The organism is Ruegeria sp. AK4, assembly GCF_056541025.1.
In genome coordinates, this window is record NZ_JBQFXS010000029.1 from 1 (window position 1) to 19060 (window position 19060).

General features: G+C 62.0%; 18 protein-coding genes. 10 read left to right on the plus strand and 8 right to left on the minus strand.

Annotated features, from left to right (window positions below):
- Positions 1-355 precede the first annotated feature (355 nt).
- On the minus strand, positions 356-2557 hold the full coding sequence (gene katG / locus ACR0EZ_RS23895) for a catalase/peroxidase HPI (protein ID WP_480617293.1): 2202 nt from the start codon (positions 2555-2557) through the stop codon (positions 356-358).
- A 258-nt stretch (positions 2558-2815) separates the two neighbouring features.
- The gene (locus tag ACR0EZ_RS23900) at positions 2816-3661 is read right to left on the minus strand and encodes an SDR family oxidoreductase (RefSeq protein ID WP_480617294.1); all 846 of its coding nucleotides are present in this window, start codon (positions 3659-3661) and stop codon (positions 2816-2818) included.
- A gap of 89 nt (positions 3662-3750) precedes the next feature.
- On the opposite strand from ACR0EZ_RS23900, the gene ACR0EZ_RS23905 reads away from it, so the two are divergent.
- Positions 3751-4383, plus strand: coding sequence for a class I SAM-dependent DNA methyltransferase (locus ACR0EZ_RS23905; protein ID WP_480617295.1), 633 nt, complete (start codon positions 3751-3753; stop codon positions 4381-4383).
- On the opposite strand, the gene ACR0EZ_RS23910 is transcribed toward ACR0EZ_RS23905, so the two are convergent.
- Genes ACR0EZ_RS23910 through ACR0EZ_RS23920 form a run of 3 tightly spaced genes read right to left on the minus strand, consistent with a single transcriptional unit; the run spans position 4380 to position 8316 of the window.
- Complete coding sequence (locus ACR0EZ_RS23910) at positions 4380-5159, minus strand: carnitinyl-CoA dehydratase (protein ID WP_480617297.1); 780 nt, start codon at positions 5157-5159, stop codon at positions 4380-4382. The two genes, ACR0EZ_RS23905 and ACR0EZ_RS23910, sit on opposite strands and share 4 nt — an antisense overlap.
- Complete coding sequence (locus ACR0EZ_RS23915) at positions 5156-7159, minus strand: acetate--CoA ligase family protein (RefSeq protein WP_480617299.1); 2004 nt, start codon at positions 7157-7159, stop codon at positions 5156-5158. Before ACR0EZ_RS23915 ends, ACR0EZ_RS23910 begins: the two co-directional genes overlap by 4 nt.
- Positions 7156-8316: an acyl-CoA dehydrogenase family protein gene (locus tag ACR0EZ_RS23920; protein ID WP_480617300.1), complete on the minus strand. Its 1161-nt coding sequence runs from the start codon at positions 8314-8316 to the stop codon at positions 7156-7158. The genes ACR0EZ_RS23915 and ACR0EZ_RS23920 overlap by 4 nt, the downstream gene beginning before the upstream one ends.
- A 77-nt stretch (positions 8317-8393) precedes the next feature.
- Here ACR0EZ_RS23920 and ACR0EZ_RS23925 point away from each other — a divergent pair, with 77 nt between their 5' ends.
- On the plus strand, positions 8394-9335 hold the full coding sequence (locus ACR0EZ_RS23925; RefSeq protein ID WP_480617301.1) for a GlxA family transcriptional regulator: 942 nt from the start codon (positions 8394-8396) through the stop codon (positions 9333-9335).
- Here the strand turns inward: ACR0EZ_RS23925 and ACR0EZ_RS23930 are convergent.
- Together ACR0EZ_RS23930 and ACR0EZ_RS23935 are read right to left on the minus strand one after the other, a co-directional pair.
- Positions 9332-10321, minus strand: a complete 990-nt coding sequence (locus tag ACR0EZ_RS23930) for a sterol desaturase family protein (protein ID WP_480617303.1) — start codon at positions 10319-10321, stop codon at positions 9332-9334. The genes ACR0EZ_RS23925 and ACR0EZ_RS23930 overlap by 4 nt on opposite strands.
- 23 nt (positions 10322-10344) lie before the next feature.
- Positions 10345-11100, minus strand: a complete 756-nt coding sequence (locus ACR0EZ_RS23935) for a class II aldolase and adducin N-terminal domain-containing protein (protein WP_480617304.1) — start codon at positions 11098-11100, stop codon at positions 10345-10347.
- 111 nt (positions 11101-11211) lie between these two features.
- On the opposite strand from ACR0EZ_RS23935, the gene ACR0EZ_RS23940 reads away from it, so the two are divergent.
- The 8 genes from ACR0EZ_RS23940 to msrA all read left to right on the plus strand — a co-directional run bounded on the left by ACR0EZ_RS23940 (position 11212) and on the right by msrA (position 18817).
- Complete coding sequence (locus ACR0EZ_RS23940; RefSeq protein ID WP_480617305.1) at positions 11212-12081, plus strand: LysR family transcriptional regulator; 870 nt, start codon at positions 11212-11214, stop codon at positions 12079-12081.
- Positions 12082-12255: 174 nt separating this feature from the next.
- Positions 12256-14058, plus strand: a complete 1803-nt coding sequence (ade, locus tag ACR0EZ_RS23945) for an adenine deaminase (RefSeq protein WP_480617306.1) — start codon at positions 12256-12258, stop codon at positions 14056-14058.
- On the plus strand, positions 14055-15518 hold the full coding sequence (locus tag ACR0EZ_RS23950) for an AMP nucleosidase (RefSeq protein WP_480617307.1): 1464 nt from the start codon (positions 14055-14057) through the stop codon (positions 15516-15518). The genes ade and ACR0EZ_RS23950 overlap by 4 nt, the downstream gene beginning before the upstream one ends.
- Before the next feature lie 130 nt (positions 15519-15648).
- Positions 15649-15936 (plus strand): HU family DNA-binding protein, encoded by a 288-nt coding sequence (locus ACR0EZ_RS23955; RefSeq protein WP_050605937.1) that lies wholly within the window; start codon positions 15649-15651, stop codon positions 15934-15936.
- A gap of 210 nt (positions 15937-16146) precedes the next feature.
- Positions 16147-16674 (plus strand): GNAT family N-acetyltransferase, encoded by a 528-nt coding sequence (locus tag ACR0EZ_RS23960; RefSeq protein WP_480617308.1) that lies wholly within the window; start codon positions 16147-16149, stop codon positions 16672-16674.
- Positions 16675-16887: 213 nt separating this feature from the next.
- Entirely contained in the window at positions 16888-17766 is an 879-nt protein-coding gene (locus tag ACR0EZ_RS23965; protein ID WP_480617309.1) for a DMT family transporter, read from the plus strand.
- 95 nt (positions 17767-17861) lie between these two features.
- A complete protein-coding gene (gene msrB / locus ACR0EZ_RS23970) occupies positions 17862-18311 on the plus strand; it encodes a peptide-methionine (R)-S-oxide reductase MsrB (protein WP_480617310.1) in 450 nt (149 codons plus the stop codon).
- Positions 18308-18817 carry a peptide-methionine (S)-S-oxide reductase MsrA gene (gene msrA / locus ACR0EZ_RS23975; RefSeq protein WP_480617312.1) on the plus strand — a complete coding sequence of 170 codons (510 nt, stop codon included), beginning with the start codon at positions 18308-18310 and terminating at the stop codon, positions 18815-18817. The genes msrB and msrA overlap by 4 nt, the downstream gene beginning before the upstream one ends.
- A 37-nt stretch (positions 18818-18854) precedes the next feature.
- On the opposite strand, the gene ACR0EZ_RS23980 is transcribed toward msrA, so the two are convergent.
- On the minus strand, positions 18855-19022 hold the full coding sequence (locus ACR0EZ_RS23980) for a YegP family protein (protein ID WP_480617313.1): 168 nt from the start codon (positions 19020-19022) through the stop codon (positions 18855-18857).
- Positions 19023-19060: the final 38 nt, after the last annotated feature.

Consider the following 19060-nt stretch of genomic DNA (forward strand, 5'->3'; position numbering starts at 1 on the left):
CACCGTCTCTCCGATGTGTCCCGCCGTCTTTCCAGCGCGTCTCGCCGTCTCCAGCAACCCAGCAACCGCCTCAGCAGCGCCGGTGAAGGGGTATTTACGGATTAGGTTCGGGACCTGCAACCCCCATTTTGAAAAAACTTCACATTTCTCAGCGGAAACACACTCATGTTAATGAAAACAATAGGTTGGCTTAATAATTCCGGTCACCAAACCAGCCAAACATGGTTTCAGACAGGCAAATGAATGACCGTTCGGAGGAATCGCAGCCGGTCACGGCCACCCGTCCCGGACTCACCCAACAGAAAACGCCGCCCGAGGCCCCCGGGCGGCGTCGTTTCGTGAGTGGTAGGGGTGATTACTTCAGATCGAACCGGTCCGCGTTCATCACCTTGTTCCAGGCCGAGACAAAGTCGCAGACGAACTTGCCACCCGCATCTGCCTGCCCATAGACCTCGGCCAGCGCCCGCAGTTGCGAGTTCGAGCCGAAGACCAGATCGACGCGGGTACCGGTCCACTTGACATCACCGCTGGCGCGGTCGCGGCCTTCATAGACGCCATTGCCCGCTGGTTTCCAATCGGTGCCCATGTCCAGCAGGTTGGTGAAGAAGTCGGTGCTGAGCGTTCCGACGCGGTCAGTGAACACACCGTGCTTGCTGTCGCCGAAATTCGCGCCCAGAACCCGCAGGCCGCCGACCAGCGCCGTCATTTCGGGCGCAGAGAGCGTCAGCAGTTGCGCCCGATCTACCAGCAGTTCTTCGGGCGAGACGGTATAGTCGGTCTTCTGGTAGTTGCGGAACCCGTCGGCGATGGGCTCCATTACGGCGAAGCTACCCACATCCGTCTGGTCTTGGGACGCATCCGTGCGGCCCGGCGCAAACGGCACGTCGACATCATGACCGGCGGCTTTTGCCGCCTGCTCAACGCCGAGGCTACCTGCCAGAACGATCACATCGGCCAGCGACACTTTCTTGCCGCCCGACTGCGCGTCGTTGAACGCGGTTTGAACGCCCTCCAGCGCATCCAGCGCCTTGGACAGTTTCATCGGCTCGTTGACGTCCCAATCCTTTTGCGGCGCAAGACGGATGCGCGCGCCATTGGCACCGCCGCGCTTGTCCGACCCGCGATAGGTCGAGGCCGAGGCCCAGGCAGTCGAGACCAGTTCCGAGACCGACAGGCCGGTGGCTGCGATCCTGGCTTTCAGGTCAGCCACATCCGCGTCGTCCACCAGATCATGATCCACGGGCGGGACGTTGTCTTGCCAGATCAGCTCTTCGGTTGGGGCTTCCTCACCGATGTAGGCCGCGCGCGGACCCATATCGCGGTGGGTCAGTTTGAACCACGCGCGGGCGAAGGCATCGGCGAATTGGTCCGGGTTCTCGTGGAAGCGTTTCGAGATCGGGCCATAGATCGGGTCCATGCGCATCGCCATGTCGGCGGTGGTCATCATGGTCTTGACCTTTTTCGACGGATCATGCGCCGCCGGGGCCATGTCTTCTTCTTTCACGCCGATCGGCTCCCAAATCCACGCGCCCGAGGGGCTTTTGGTCAGGTTCCACTCGTATCCGAACAGCAGGTCAAAATAGCCGTTGTCCCATTTGATCGGGTTTGCGGTCCATGCGCCCTCAATGCCCGAGGTCGTGGTGTCGTCACCCTTGCCCGAGCCGAACTTGTTGATCCAGCCAAAGCCCATATCCTCGATCGGGGCGGCTTCGGGTTCCGGGCCGACCAGATCGGGATCGCCCGCGCCGTGGGCCTTGCCGAAGGTATGGCCGCCCGCGACCAGAGCAACGGTTTCCTCGTCGTTCATCGCCATCCGGCCGAAAGTGTCGCGAATGTCGCGGCCCGAGGCCAGAACGTTCGGTTCCCCATCCGGTCCTTCGGGGTTCACATAAATCAGACCCATCTGCACAGCGGCCAGCGGGTTTTCCAGATCGCGCTCGCCGGAATAGCGGCTGTGCGGGTTGTCGGTGGGGGCGAGCCATTCGGTCTCGGTGCCCCAATAGATGTCTTCTTCGGGCGCCCAGATGTCTTCACGGCCACCGGCAAAGCCAAAGGTCTTGCCGCCCATGGATTCAATGGCGCAGTTGCCCGCCAGAATATACAGGTCAGCCCAGGAAATCTGGTTGCCGTATTTCTGCTTGATCGGCCACAGCAGGCGGCGCGCCTTGTCGAGGTTGCCGTTATCCGGCCAGCTGTTCAGCGGCGCAAACCGCTGGTTCCCGGTCGAGGCGCCACCACGACCATCTGCCGTCCGGTACGTCCCGGCGCTGTGCCAGGCCATGCGGATGAACAACCCGCCATAGTGGCCGTAATCCGCAGGCCACCAGTCCTGCGAATCCGTCATCAGCGCGTACAGGTCTTGTTTCAGCGCCTTCATGTCCAGCGCCTGGAATGCCTCGGCATAGTTGAACTCGGCCCCCAGCGGGTTCGAGGCGGGCGCGTGCTGATGCAGGATCGACAGGTTCAGCTGGTTTGGCCACCAGTCCCGGTTCGACCGAGTGCCTGCACCATGCATGACAGGGCATCCGCCCGTGTTGGGGTTATCACTTCCGTCCATATCGATCTCCAATCCTGGCTCAGGTCTTGCCGTTTTGCGTGGTCAAATCTGTAACGAACAAGATCACAGCAAGATGTCGGTACAACCCTTGCCCGGATTAAAATCCCGAAAACAGGGATCTTGTGGCACCGGGCATTACCGATTCTGCCGTCTTTCGTCCCGCAAGACATAGCAAATCAAATTCATGCAAATAAGTTTTGTTTTCGGATCACAATCATAGGTTTTGATTATGATCAAGCCTGAACCGAAAATCCCACATCAACGCGTACTCATCAGCGCCTCGAGCCCGGCGCGGTAATTGGGGTAGAGCAGTTTCACCCCAAGCTCATCCTTGATCCGATCATTCCGCACCCGCTTGTTTTCATTGTAGAAACTGCGCGCCATCGGGGTCAGATCGGCGTCTTCGAAAGGTACGGCGGGCGGCAGAGGCAGGCCCTGCAGCTCGGCGGCGTAACCGATCACATCCTGTGGCGGCACCGGTTCGTCGTCACAGACATTGTAGACAGCGCCCGGATTAGGCGCGGCCATCGACGCGGCCAGCACCTGCGCGATGTCATCCACATGGATGCGCGAAAAGACCTGCCCCGACTTGATGATCCGCCGTAACCCGCCGCGTTTCAGCTTGGAAAACGGTCCCCGACCGGGACCATAAATGCCTGCCAGCCGGAAGATATGCACCGGCAGGCCGGGAATGGCCGACCATTGCTGCTCGGCCAGCATCCGCCAGCGGCCCCGTCTGGCGGTCGGCGCGGGTGGGGTGCTCTCATCCACCCAGCCGCCCTGATGATCGCCGTAAACCGCAGTGGTCGACAGATACCCCACCCATTTGAACTGCCCGGCGCGGTCGGCAATTTCGTTGCCCAGCGCGGCCAGCACCGGATCGCCCTCCGCCCCCGGAGCGGTCGAGACCAGAAGATGGCTCACCCCGTCCAGATCCACGGCCTCTCCCGGCCAGACCAGCGGATCGGCCCCCGAGGCCCGGACTGCGGCGGTGCCTTCGGCGTCGCGCGTGGTGCCGGTGATGTGCCAGCCTTTGGGTTTCAGAACCCGCGACAAAGCCTGCGCGGAATAGCCGTGGCCAAATGAAAACAACGTCTGTGTCATGCCCTTCTTGATGATCTGCGCAGGCCGGGGATGCAAGCGCCGGATGGACGCACTTGATTCGAATCCCCCGATGCGCCTTTCTTTGAAGTATGAGCCAGAAAACACCCGACCTGCACGCCGCCTATGCGCTGACCTCACCGGAAGAGAACAAGCGTCTCTATGCCGAATGGGCCGGGGATTACGACGAAGGCTTTGCCGCGATCGAGGATTATCAGCTGCACATCCACACCGCCCGCGCCTTTGTCAGCGCCGGGGGGCAAGGCCCGGTTCTGGATGTTGGCGCGGGCACCGGGCTCTGCGGTGCCGTACTGGCGGGTCTGGGTGTCGGGCCGATTGACGCCACCGATATCAGCGCCGAGATGCTGGATCAGGCCATGCGCAAGGACATTTACCGGGATGCGATCGAGGCCGATCTGAACGCGGGCATCCCGGTGCCGGATGACAGCTACGCGGGCATCGTCTCATCCGGCACGTTCACCCATGGCCATCTGGGGCCCGATGCGCTTCCGGCTTTGCTGCGGATCGCCCGCCACGGGGCGCAGTTCGCACTGTCGATCAACGCACAGCATTACCGGAAACTGGGTTTCGCCGATGTGCTGCACCAGCTCGGCCACGATCAGATTCGCAACCTGAACCTGTCCGAGGTGCGAATCTACGGCGACCTCGCCGCAGGGCCGAACAAGGACGACACCGCGCTGATCGCCCTGTTTGAAAAGGCCTAGCGCCCCTTCCAGACCGGATCGCGCTTTTCCGCAAAGGCCCGCGCGCCTTCCAGATTGTCCTCGGATCCATACAGCACATCGACGGTGGTCAGCTGCCGCTTGGTGATCCGGTTCATGATGTCCTGAAACTTGGCATCCTCGGCTTCGCGCACAATCTCTTTGATGGCGGCGTAGACCAGCGGTGGGCCGCTGGCCAGCAGCCGCGCCAGCTCCCATGCCCGGTCCATCAACCGGTCAGCAGGCTTGATCTCGTTTATCAGACCCCAGCGATGGCCTTCTTCCGCATCGAACCAGCGCCCGGTCAGCAGCAGCTCCATCGCGATGTGATAGGGGATGCGCTTGGGCAGCCTGACGCTGGCGGCGTCAGCCACCGTGCCCGACCGGATCTCGGGCAGGGCAAAGGTTGCGTGGTCTGCCGCCAGAATCATGTCGGCGCTCAGCGCCAGTTCCAGCCCGCCGCCGCAGGCGATGCCGTTAACCGCAGCGATGACGGGTTTGTTGAGATCGCGCAACTCCTGCAAACCACCAAAACCGCCGACGCCATAATCGCCATCTACCACGTCGCCACCGGCTGCGGCTTTCAGGTCCCAGCCGGGGCAAAAGAATTTCTCGCCCGCGCCGGTCAGGATGGCCACACGCAGTTCGGGATCGTCGCGATAGCCGCGGAACACCTCGCCCATGATGCGGCTGGTGGCCAGATCGATGGCGTTGGCCTTGGGCCGGTCCAGGGTGACTTCGAGAATGGCACCGTCGCGGCGGGTTTTGATCGGACTCATAAGCTTGCCTTTCGGATCAGCGCATCCACTGCAACCGCCCCGTCGGCGGTGCAGATCAGCGGGTTAATCTCAACTTCTTCGACGGTTGCCGCGTTGGCAATCACATAGTTTTGCAATGCATCGACGGCATCAAGGATGGCGTTAATGTCTGCCGGGGGCTTGCCTCGATACCCCGCCATCAGCGGCGCGCAGGCCAGACAGTTCATCGCCCGGCGCATCGCCGTGCGGGGCGCAGGGATCAGGACCGAGACCGTGTCGCGCAGAATTTCGGTCAGGACACCGCCCGCGCTGATGGTCAGAACATAGCCATGCGCCGGGTCGCGGGTGGCGCCGATCAAAAGCTCGGCCACCGTGCCGGTGGCCATCTCCTCGATCAACACCTCATCGGTTCCGACCGATCGTACGGCCTCGGCCAGTTCAGAGGCTGGGACGCCAAGGCGCACCGCACCATGTTCAGATTTATGCGCCAGCCCGACGCCTTTTACAGCGAAGGGGCCGTTCAGGTCCCGAACCCCAGCCGTATCCGTGGGTCTGACCACAACGCGGCGAGGAACAGACAGCCCAAACCCGGCTAATTCCGCCTTGGCCTCCGCCTCGGTCAATATGCGATCTGCTGGCGCGGCTGACGGCAAAAGCACCGGCTCCGTTTCCTCGGGCAATGGTCGGGCTGCGGCCTCGACAGCCGCCAGCGCTTCGTGCAGTCCCGCAAAGGGCACCACGCCACCTTCCAGCAGGCGTTGCGCGACGGTCTCTGGCATCAATTCCGGCAAGGTCGCCGCCACCGCAAAGGGCCGACCGGTCTGTGCGGCGCAGTTCAAAGCGGCCTTTGTCGCGCAGTCCCAATCCGTCGGGTCTGTGTGCGGATAATCCACAATCGCCAGTGTCAGAGCCTTGTCCGGTCCCGTCATACCCGACCAGGCACGGGTCATCGCCTCCGTGTCGCGCCAGATGTAGGTGTGGTAATCCAGCGGGTTTGCCAACGCCACCATGGGGCCAAGGGCCGCGCGCAGATCGGCCTTTTGCGGGTCGGTCAATGGCGGGAAATGCAGGTCGCGATCCTCTGCCATATCCGCAGACAGGCTGGCCTCACCCCCCGAACAGCTGATCATACCCAGCCCATTGCCGTCCAGCCGTCCGGTGACATGCAGCAGTTTCAGACATTCCAGAAGGCTGGGGATGTCATCCAGCCGCGCAATACCCAACCGGTCGAGGAACGCCTGCGCGCCCGCATCCCCACCCGCCAGCGAGGCGGTATGCGAAATCGTCGCCGCCTGTGCGTGCTGCGACCGCCCCATTTTCAGCGCGATGATGGGGATGTTCCGGGCCCGCGCCTTGCGGGCTAGAGCCTCCCATTTGCGCAAATCGCCGAAGCCTTCGATATGAACGCCAATCGCGGTGATGCGGTCATCGTCCAGCAGGGCCGAGGCGATGTCGGCCTGATGCGTCTGCGCCTGATTCCCACAGGTCAGCATGAAAGCCAGCGGCAGCGCCCGGCGCTGCATGGTCATGTTGATCGCGATATTCGAGCTTTGCGTCAGGATCGCCACGCCGCGCTTTACGGGCCGCATGCCGTGCTGATCGGGCCAGACCGCCACCCTGTCCAGGGCGTTGACGAATCCATAGCAGTTGGGCCCGAGGATCGGCATGTTGCCCGCTGCCTCAACCAGTTGTGCTTGCAGATCGGCAGCGTGACCATCCTCGGCCCGCGCTTCGGTGAAGCCAGACGCAAAGCAAACCGCACCGCCCGCGCCTGCTGCTGATAACGCCGCGACCGCCGAAACGCTCGCATGCCGGTTGATCCCGACAAAGGCCACATCCGGCACGCCGGGCAGGTCTTCTATCGCGGCAAAAGCCTGTGCGCCACCAACCTGTTCGGCCTTGGGGTGAACCGGCCAGATGTCGCCCTGAAACCCGAACCTGCGGGCCTGATCGATCACGGCAGCGCACCACGCACCGCCGCCGATCACCGCCAGCGAAGTGGGGTTCAGAATGCGCCTCATGCGCCCAGCGCCCTCAGCAGATCACGGCTGATGATGTGGCGCTGAATCTCGCTGGTGCCGTCCCAGATACGCTCGACCCGCGCGTCGCGCCAGAACCGTTCCAGCGGATAATCGTCCATCAGGCCCATCCCGCCGTGAACCTGAATCGCCGCATCCGTCACCCGCGCCAGCATTTCCGAGGCATAGAGCTTGGCCGAGGCAATCTCGCGATTCGCGGGCAGACCCTGATCCAGACGATCCGCCGCGGCCAGCGTCAGCAGGTCGGCGGCGTCAATCTCGGTGATCATGTCGGCGATCTGGAAGGACACGCCCTGAAACTTGCCGATCTTCTGGCCGAACTGTTCCCGCGTGGCGGCATAGTCCAGCGCATAGTCAAACGCCCGCCGCGCCCGGCCCACGGACATGGCCGCAACCGTGATGCGCGTGGCGTAAAGCCAGGTGTTCATCACATCGACCCCGCCATCGACCGCACCCAGAACCTGCGCATCCGGCAGGCGGCAGTCGTCGAAATCCAGAACCATGTTCTTGTAGCCCCGATGGCTGACGGATTTATACCCGTCGCGAATGGTGAACCCGGGCGTGCCCCGGTCGACCAGAAAGGCGGTAATTCGCTTTTTAGGGCCTTTTTCTGTCTGATCCTCGCCGGTTGCGATAAAGACGATGATGAAATCCGCATGCTCAGCGCCCGAGATGAAATGTTTGGTCCCGTTGACCACCCAATCGCCACCATCGCGCACCGCCGCGCATTTCATGCCGCGCACATCCGAGCCCGCGCCGGGTTCGGTCATCGCCAGCGCGTCCATCCTTTCGCCCCGGACGGCGGGCATCAGATAGCGCTCGACCTGTTCGCCCTCGCAGGCCATCAGGATGTTCTGCGGTCGCCCGAAGAAATGGTTCAGCGCCATCGAACCCCGGCCCAACTCCCGCTCGACCAAAGCGAACTCCAGATGGTTCAGGCCCGCACAGCCGACACTTTCCGGGAAATTGCAGGCGTAGAATCCAAGCTCGATGGTCTTGCGCTTGATCTCGTCCGCAACCTCCTGCGGAACCTCGCCGGTGCGCTCGACAATCTCTTCAAAAGGGTAAATCTCGTTCTCGACAAAGCTGCGCACGGTCGAGGCGATCATCTCCTGCTCGTCGGACAGGCCATATTGCATCTGAAGTCTCCGCATCTGGATTTGCGCGTATCGTGATGCAGGTTGAATTTCCTATCATGCAGAAATAGACAGTTTTCATGCAGGATTGGATTAAATCCCCCGCCGCGCCGCAGCAAATCGGGGTTCTTCTGTTTGACGGGTTCTCGAACCACTGCCTTGCCAACACGGTCGAGCCGTTGCGGGCTGCAAACACCTTGTCCGGACGTGTTTTATATGACTGGCGTTTCCTGTCGCTGACGGCCGGATCGGTCACCTCGTCCTCGGGCTTGCAGGTCGCGCCGCATGGGGTGCTTCAGACCGCAGCCGGGGATACGTTGATGGTGATGCCATCCTACGGTTTCCGCGCCTATGGCGGCTGGCAGACGCAGGCGGGGCTCAGGTCGGCGGCGCAACGGTTTGAAACGCTGGTGGGTCTTGACACCGGCAGCTGGCTGCTGGCGCGCGCGGGCCTGCTGGATGGGCACCGCGCCACCATTCACTGGGAGGAACTGGTCGGATTCACCGAGCGTTTCCCCGAGGTCGAGGCCGTGCGCGAGCGATATGTGATCGATGGCAACCGCATCACCTGTTCCGGCGCCATGGCGGCCTTTGATCTGGTGCTGCACCTGATCGGGCGGGATCAGGGACAGGCGCTGGCGCTTGAGGTCTGCCAGTTGTTCATGACCCGCGATTCCGCGCGGTCGCATTCCGGCGGTGCAGGGGCGACCAGCAGCAGCGTCAATGCTGCACTGGCGCTGATGCAGGAACATCTGGAAACGCCCTTGCCAGTGGCCGAGATCGCCCGCCGGATCGGTCGGTCGCAAAAAACACTGTCGGTGCGGATGCAGGCGGAGCTTGGGGCCGGGCCAGCGCAGGTCTACCGGCGGCTGCGGCTGAATCTGGCCCGCAAACTGGTGTCCGAGACGGATCTGAGCATCCGCGAGGTTGCCCTGCGCGCCGGGTATGACGATCCCAGCGCGCTCACCCGGGCGTTCAGGGCCGAGTTTGGGGTGACCCCGCGCGCGCTGCGCACCTGTTAGGTGTACATCTGCTTCTTGAAGGCCCGCGTGCGCGTCGTCGCCTCGGCTGACCCGTCATGATAGGTGCCGAACCACTTGTCGAACGGGATTTCCGAGGTGCCGTAGTTGCATTCGAAATACCGGTGGTGAAGTTGGTGGAAGAAATCCCCGGCCCGCGCAGCCTCGGTCTCGCCTGCCTTCAGCTTTTCGAACCCGGAATGGGACAGGACCGGGCTGATCTGCTGGAAATAGCTGTGAAACAACAGATGCAGCGGGTGCGAGGGCACGATCAGGTGGATGAAATATGTGGTGAAGTAGAGGATATTCTCGAACCAGTGGTTCGAAATCCCCGACCACGGGCCGATATTGACGTTGCGGTGATGCACGGCGTGGACGTGTTTGTAGAGCTTTGGGTGATGCTCCAGCCGGTGGACCCAGTAGAAATGCAGCCCGGACCACATCGGGATGAACAGCATCCAGATCACGAACCACACCGGCGCGCTGGCCCATGTGACCGTGGGCACATAGCCGTTGGCCATCGCCCAGTAGATAAACCACTGATAAACCGTCGCGACGGTCATGGCACTGCCCAGCGTCCACCAGATATTGTCCAGAACCTGATTGCGGAAGGTGAAGTTGCCGTTGTTGCGGGTCAGGTCGCGGCGGTCGAACTTTTTGTACATGCCCTGACCTTTGCGCATGTACAGCCACCAATGCAGGCTGCCGGCCACCATTATCTGCGGCACCATGTTCAGCAGCCAGATGCGGAACATCCAGCCCGGCGCGAAGGTCTGCACAGACTCTAATGAAGGAAAAAACAGCGCATAGGCGGCAATGGCCAGCAGCATGCATAACGTCAGTGCGGTGATTTGCAGCCACGCGCCACTATACCACCGCAACACGGCTGCCGGTCGTGGCGGCCAGTTGAACAGGGGATTCAATCCCACCGGCCCTTCGGGGTGGTAGTGCCAGCGGGCGGCTTCGGGGTCCTGAGTGGCGTCGGTCATGGCAGTCACCCTTTGGATTGCGGTCACGTCGCGTAGTCCGAGCCTTCGGCATCGAGCATCGCTTTGATCTCACGCAGATGCGCATCGTCCTGATCGGGGTATTCGTCCAGTTCCTGCGCGGTCTTCTCGGCAATCTCATCCGACAGCACCCGCAGGGGTTGGCCGGTCTGCAGCGCACGGATGTAGGTCTCGGCCGCGCGTTCGAAATAATAGAGCCTGTTAAAAGCATCCCCCGGATCACGGCCCAGAACCAGAACCCCGTGATTGCCCATGATCATGACCTTCTTCTTCGGATCCGACAGCATCGAGGCGCAGCGTTCGCCCTCGCTCTCGAATGCCAGACCGCCAAATTCTTCGTCGATCACGTAGCGGTTGAAGAAGGTCGCGGTGTTCTGGTCGATCGGCGGCAGCGTGCTGTCGGCCAGCGACGCCAGCACCGTGGCGAAGATTGAATGCACATGCATGACGCAACGCGCATGGGGGCAGTGGCGGTGGATCGACCCGTGCAAGCCCCAGGCCGTCGGGTCCGGCGCGCCGGGCTGGTTCATCACCGCCGGATCATTGGCATCCAGCAGCAACAGGTCCGAGGCGCGGATGCGCGCAAAGTGCATCTGATTGGAGTTCATCAGAAACTGCGTGCCGTCTTCGTTCACCGCAAGGCTGAAATGGTTGGCCACAGCCTCATGCATGTTCAGACGCGCGGTCCAGCGGAAGGTGGCCGCCAAATCCACACGCTCGGACCAATGGTCGATATTGGGGCGAAGGCTGGCGAGACTCATGGGGTGGCTCCTCTGACAGGTCTAAGGAAAAGCCTGCCTCCGCCCCGGCGATTTGACCAACGAAAAAAACGCACCTATTCCATTAGTGAAACTTATGCCGAGGTTATGAAGATGCAGAAACAACTGCCGCCGCTGGGATGGCTGCGCACGTTCGAGGCCGCGGCCCGCCATCTGTCCTTTACCGGTGCGGCGCGTGATCTGAACATGACGCAAAGCGCGGTCAGCCAGCAGATCAAGTCGCTGGAGGGGCATTTGGGCCAGCCCTTGTTCCTGCGGCGCCCCAAGGCGCTGGAACTGACCGAAGCGGGCATTACCTACCTGCCCGTCGTGCGCGAAGCGTTCCGGACGCTGGTGCGCGGCACCCAGGCCGTCACCGGCGCGCAGCAGAACGCGGTGCAGGTGCAGTGCAACATCACTTTCGCGGTCAACTGGCTGGCCCCGCGCCTGCCTGCCTTTCGCGCCGCGCATCCGGATGTGCAACTGAACATCTTCACCGAATTGTGGGAGCCGCGCGAAATGGCCGAAGGGGCCGCGGTCGAGATCCGATTCTCTCTGCGGCCAGCGGACTCGGTCCGGACCGAACTGCTGCGCCGCGAATTCTACTATCCGGTCTGCGCGCCCGGCTATCCTGTGTCGCTGGATACGCTTCAGCAACAGCCTTTGTTCGATTGCTCGAACCTGCTGTCAAACTGGTCGAGCTGGGCGGAAGATCAGGCTCTGACATGGGGAAATCCGGCCATAACCTATACCACGACTTATCTGGTCTGCCTGTCCGCTGTAATGGCAGGCGGCGGGCTGTGTCTGGCGCATGATGCGATCGCGGGCCGGCTGATCGAACAGGGTCTGCTGGCAGCCCCATTCTATCATCGCGTACCGATGCCCGAGGCGTATTACCTGCTGCTGTCCCCGCAGGCCGAAGAAACACCCGGCGCGGTGGCCTTTGCCAATTGGGTTCGGCGCGAGATCGGGGCAGAGGGGTAGCGCTCCCGCCCCGCGCCGATGCCCCTTGCGGGGCATCTTCCCGGGTTGGGCCGGGCAGCGCTGGCGCGCTGCGGGTGTGCCAAGCCGGACGGGCCGTGCACCGGCTGATGTGATGTTTTCATGATACCGAATAACCGGGGTTGCACCCGGCGGCGCATTCGGGAAAGTTGAGCCATGGACTACACTCCCTTCCCAAGCTGGCCCGATGTCGCCCCCCGTTTAATCGCCGTTGCAGCGGGGCGCGAGGCTGCGGATGTGGTTATTCGCGGCGGTATCTGGGTCAATGTGCACAGCCGGGAACTGCTGCCGGACCACTCCGTCGCAATTGCCGAAGGCCGGATCGCCTTTGTCGGGCCGGATGCGCAGCACTGCATCGGCCCGGACACGCAGATCATCGAAGCAGAGGGGCGTTATATCCTGCCCGGCCTGTGCGACGGGCATATGCATATCGAATCCGGCATGCTGACGCCCGCCGAATTTGCCCGCGCGGTGATCCCGCATGGCACGACCACGATGTTCACCGACCCGCATGAGATCGCCAATGTGCTGGGTCTTGAGGGCGTGCGCATGATGCATGACGAGGCGATGATGCAGCCGGTCAACATCTTCACCCAGATGCCCTCGTGCGCGCCTTCGGCCCCGGGGCTGGAAACGACCGGGTATGAAATCACCCCAGAAGATGTGGTCGAGGCGATGTCCTGGCCCGGGATCATCGGGTTGGGGGAAATGATGAATTTCCCCGGTGTGATCCATGGCGACCCGAAGATGCTGGCCGAGATCGCTGCCACGCAGCGGGCAGGTAAAACCGTTGGCGGGCACTATGCATCGCCGGATTTAGGGCCTGATTTCGCCGCTTATGTCGCGGGCGGCCCCGCCGACGATCACGAAGGCACCTGCGAAGCCGACGCCATCGCCCGCGTGCGGCAGGGGATGCGGTCGATGATGCGGCTGGGTTCGGCCTGGTACGATGTGGAAAGCCAAATCACTGCCGTGACCGAAAAAGGGCTGGACCCGCGCAACTTTATCCTCTGCACGGACGATTGCCATTCCGGCACCCTGGTCAATGACGGGCATATGAACCGGGTTGTGCGCCACGCGATTGCCTGCGGGTGCGAGCCGCTGGTTGCGTTGCAGATGGCCACCATAAATACGGCCACGCATTTCGGGCTGGAGCGTGAGATCGGCTCGGTCACGCCGGGGCGGCGGGCAGATATCATCCTCAGCTCGGACCTGACGGAATTACCCATCGAGATGGTGATTGCGCGCGGACAGATCGTGGCCGAGAACGGCGCAATCACGGTCGACTGCCCGCATCTGAACTGGCCCGACAAGGCCCGCAACACGGTGCATCTGGGGCATGCGCTGACCGGTGCTGACTTCGAGATCAAAGCCCCCGCAGGGGCCAACCGGGTGCGTGCCAATGTGATCGGAGTTGTGGAAAATCAGGCCCCGACCAAGGCGCTTAAGGCCGAATTGCCGATCATCGGCGGGCTGGTCGAAGGCGAGGGCGACGTCTGCCAGATCGCGCTTGTCGAACGGCACCGCGCCACGGGCGGGGTGACAAATGCGTTTGTGTCGGGCTTCGGGTATGAGGGGCCGATGGCCATGGCCTCGACCGTGGCGCATGACAGCCACCATATGATCGTTGTGGGCACCGACCGCGAACAGATGGCCCTGGCGGCCAACCGGCTGGCCGAGGTCGGCGGCGGCATCACCGTCTTCCGCGAAGGTCAGGAACTGGCGCTGGTGGAACTGCCCATCGCGGGCCTGATGTCGGACAGCCCCGCCTCTGACGTCGCAGCCAAAGCGGAAGAGATGGTGCAGGCGATGCAGGCCTGCGGCTGCACGCTCAACAACGCTTACATGCAGCATTCTCTGCTGGCGCTGGTGGTGATTCCGGAATTGCGGATATCGGACCTCGGGCTGGTGGACGTGCGCACATTCGAAAAGATCGACCTGCTGGAGCCCTTGGCATGACAATCATAAGAACACCTGACGCGCCTGCTCCGGAACAATTCACCGATCCCGCAGCGGCGGTGGCGCGGCTTGAACAGTTGTTCGAACAGGCCACCCGCTTTCTGTGCGACAGTTTCGCCAGCGCGTTGGATGGCAGCACGCCTGCCGAGCGATTCAGAGCCTATTACCCGGAAATTCGCATCAAAACCCGCTCCTACGCGCAGGTGGACAGCCGGCTGAGCTTTGGCCATGTCTCGGAACCGGGCATCCACGCCACCACCGTCACGCGCCCCGATCTGTTCCGATCCTACCTGACCCAGCAGATTGCGCTGCTGATCAGGAACCACGACCAGCCGGTGACAATCGGTGCATCCGATACGCCGATCCCGGTGCATTTCGCGGTGGCCAACAACCCCGATCTGGTGGTGCCGCATCAGGGCGCCGCCGGGTTCACCCTGCGCGACGTGTTCGATGTGCCGGACCTGACGACCACCAATGACGATATCGTCAACGGCGTGTACGACCCCGAGGATGAGGTCGGCCCCCTGGCCCTGTTCACCGCGCAGCGCGTGGATTATTCGCTGGCCCGTCTGGCGCATTACACCGCGACCGACCCCAGCCATTTCCAGAACCATGTGCTGTTCACCAACTACCAGTTCTACGTCACCGAGTTCGAAAGCTACGCGCGCGCGCAACTGGCGGATCCCGACAGCGGCTACACCAGCTTTGTCTCCACCGGAAACGCCGAAATCACCGAGCCCGAGGGCGTTCTGGACCAGCCGCTGAAACTGCCGCAGATGCCGACCTATCACCTGAAGCGCGAGGATGGCTCGGGCATTACCCTGGTCAATATCGGCGTCGGGCCGTCGAATGCCAAAACGGCCACTGATCACATCGCGGTGCTGCGCCCGCATGCCTGGCTGATGGTCGGCCATTGCGCCGGGCTGCGCAATACGCAGGCGCTGGGGGATTTCGTTCTGGCCCATGCCTATTTGCGCGAAGACAAGGTGTTGGACGATGACCTGCCCGTCTGGGTCCCCATCCCGCCACTGGCCGAGGTTCAGGTGGCACTGGAACGCGCCGTGGCCGAGGTCACCGAACTGGACGGGTATGAGTTGAAGCGCCTCATGCGCACCGGCACCGTCGCCTCGGTCGACAACCGCAACTGGGAGTTGCGCGATCAGTCCGGCCCGGTGCAGCGGCTCAGCCAGTCGCGAGCGATTGCGCTGGATATGGAAAGCGCCACCATCGCCGCCAATGGCTATCGGTTCCGGGTGCCATACGGCACATTGCTGTGCGTGTCGGACAAGCCGCTGCATGGGGAATTGAAGCTTCCCGGCATGGCGTCGTCCTTCTATACCACGCAGGTCAGCCGCCATCTGGCGATCGGAATCCGGGCGATGGAACACCTGCGCGGCATGCCGCTGGAGCGTTTGCACAGCCGGAAATTGCGTTCTTTTGACGAAACAGCCTTCCTCTGACGCAAAAAAGCAACGTTTTCCCCATATTTTTAGGGGTTTCAACGCTACTATTCGTTGTGTTCCTCCACAATATCCCGTTACAGTTACGCGGTGAGGCCCAAGACATCGGGCACGTTAAGGAGACCAAGAAATGGCAAAGCCTATGACAAAGACTCAGCTGGTTGCTGCTCTCGCTGAGGAAATGGGAACCGACAAGAAATCCGCGAATGCGGCGCTGGAGGCCGTGACCGGCCTGATCACCCGCGAAGTTTCGGCCGGTGGCGCAGTGACCCTGCCCGGCGTCGGCAAAATCTACTGCCGCGAACGCCCCGAGCGTCAGGTCCGCAACCCGGCCACCGGTGAGACCTTCACCAAAGAAGCCGACAAGGTTGTGAAAATGACCATCGCGAAGGCGCTCAAAGACAGCGTGAACGGCTGATTTCAGCCCTTCTCGGACAAAACGATTGAGGGTCGCCTTCGGGGGACCCTTTTTCTTTTTGCCGCGTTGGTTCGGTTGTGGCGAGTTTGGGTTTGAAAAAAAATGTCGATTGCCGGGCACTTGCACCGCAAAGCGTGGCCCGGATAGAAATCTTCATGCCCGGTCCGGCCCGCACGCCGCCCGACCCCCTGCCCAAGGAGACACATCAAAATGTCGCCTGCCATCGCCTTCAAGACGCCCCGGCTGACAGTCGAGGATTGGCGGTCCTGTGTGCGGTCAATTGATGGGAAACGGAATCTCGCAGAGCAGTTGAAACCTGTCCTGACCCCGCCCGTCCTGCGGCATCTGCCGCCATCGTTTCGACTGGCCGGGGCTGAAAACGCGGTTGAGACGTGGATCGACGAAAGGTCCGCCGAAAGTGATGTTATGACAATCCGCGACGCGGGCGGGTCACTTCTGGGGCTGCTGATCCTTGCCCGGACACCCGGACCCGGACGTCCGGTGACCGTTCACATCGGATACCTCCTGTCCGAGGCCGCTTGGGGGAAAGGCTATGCCACGGAACTCATCGAGGGGCTTGTGAACTGGTATCGCGGTCAGGGCGACGCGGTGCAGCTGTTGGGTGGCGTTGCACCGGAAAATACCGGCTCTGAGCGGGTTCTGATCAAAAATGGATTCGCTCGGGACAATGCCCTGTCCGGGTTTGATGTGGATATGTACGGTTTGTATATAGCCTGAGATTGGCACCTGCTTCGGTCCGTTGTTGGCGTTGACCCCTCGCCCAACGGCATCAGGACCATGCCGACAGCGGGAACCGACCGCCGAAAGTTCCCAGCCTGTTGGCATTATGTGTCGGTACCCTCGTCGATCATCCCAACCCCCGGCCCTCTGGGCGCTTGCGAACCAGTAAAAAATCGGGAACAGTCCGCGCGGTGTGACAAGGGGGCCGAGATGGATTTGCGCGCCATTGCCATGGGGCTTGTGTTTGCCCTGATCTGGTCCTCGGCCTTTACCTCGGCCCGGATCATCGTGGCCGATGCGTCACCGCTGTTTTCACTGGCGCTGCGGTTTCTGATCTCGGGGCTGCTGGGCGTGGCAATTGCACGGGCGATGGGGCAAAGCTGGCACCTGACACCGGGCCAGTGGCGCGCCACGATCCTGTTCGGTATTTGCCAGAATGCCCTTTATTTGGGTCTGAATTTCTATGCGATGCAAACGGTCGAGGCCTCGGTCGCGGCGATCATCGCCTCGACCATGCCGCTGCTTGTGGCGCTGGCAGGGTGGCTGCTGCTGGGCGAACGGCTGCGCCCTCTGGGCATCCTCGGCCTGCTGGCTGGGTTTGCCGGGGTCGCCCTGATCTTGAGCAGCCGGATCAGCGCCGGCGTCGATCTGTTCGGCGTCCTGCTCTGCGGGATCGGCGCGCTGGCGCTGACCTTTGCCACGCTGGCGGTGCGGGGGGCGACCTCGGGCGGGAATTTCATGATGGTGGTGGGGCTGCAAATGCTGGTGGGCTCGGCGATCCTTTTCCTCGCCGCCCCTATCTTTGAGACGATCCATATCCAACTCACCCTGCCTTTCGCGCTGGCCTTTACCTATACCACCCTGTTCCCCGGCCTGCTGGCCACGCTGATCTGGTTCCTGCTGCTGGATCGCATCGGCCCGATCCGCGCCGCGACCTTCCACTTCCTCAACCCGGTCTTCGGCGTCGCCATCGCCGCCATCCTGCTGGGTGAGCAGCTTGGCCCGCTGGACCTGACGGGGGTTCTGATCACCACGCTGGGCATTCTGGCGGTGCAACTGTCGCGCCAACCTGCGCCAAAACCGGCCTGAACCGCCGCACGTCTGCGCGAGGTCATACAACAAGCCTTTGCTTTCGCCCGCCGAACCCCATCTACTGTGGCAAACCAAAAGGAATCGCAGGAGCCATGACCCGATACACCAAAAACCCCGAGGCCATCGCCGCCCTCTCACCCGAGGAATTCCGCGTCACCCAGCACAGCGGCACGGAACGCCCCGGCACCGGCAAGCATCTGAACAACAAGGAACCGGGTATCTATGTGGATATCGTCTCGGGCGAGCCGCTGTTCGCCTCGACCCACAAATACGAATCCGGTTGCGGCTGGCCCAGCTTCACCAAACCCATCATTCACGAACATGTGGAAGAGTTCCATGACACAACGCATGGTATGATCCGGACCGAGGTGCGGTCGAAGCACGGCGACAGCCATCTGGGCCACGTGTTCCCGGACGGTCCGCGTGAACATGGCGGGCTGCGCTACTGCATCAACTCTGCCGCGCTGCGGTTCATCCATCGCGACCAGATGGAGGCCGAAGGCTATGGCGAATACCTGATCCATGTGGAGGAGATCCAATGACCGAACATCGCGCCGTACTCGCAGGGGGCTGCTTTTGGGGCATGCAGGACCTGATCCGCAAGCTGCCCGGCGTCACCCGCACAAGCGTCGGCTATACCGGCGGGGATGTGCCCAACGCCACCTATCGCAACCACGGCACCCACGCCGAAGGGATCGAGATTTTCTTTGATCCCGCCAAGATCACCTATCGGGAACTGCTGGAGTTCTTCTTTCAGATCCACGACCCGACCACGGTGAATCGTCAGGGCAACGACATCGGGATGAGCTACCGCTCGGCCATTTATTATGTCGATGAGGCACAGAAACAGGTCGCTTTCGACACCATCGCCGATGTGGACGCCAGCGGGCTATGGCCCGGCAAGGTCGTGACCGAGGTCGAGCCCGTCGGCGATTTCTGGGAGGCCGAGCCGGAACATCAGGACTACCTTGAGCGCATCCCCAACGGCTATACCTGCCATTTCCCGCGCACCGGCTGGGTCCTGCCCAAGCGCAGCGCTGCGGAATAAAAAAAGGCGGCGCAAAAAACAGACGCCGCCCACTTTTCTACTCATAGACTGGCGCGTTGCCCGATCCTTTGACCAAACTTATTCCGTTGAGGGCGTCAGATTTGTTGCAATACCCTTCGCTGGAATCCGCAACTGTAAGATGGTTTGCGGCTTTCAACGTCCAACGCCAGTCATTGGAACGATCACGGTAAAGTTTAAAGTACATTGCAGTATACTCCTTTATGCGCAGCGAAGAGCCACGCG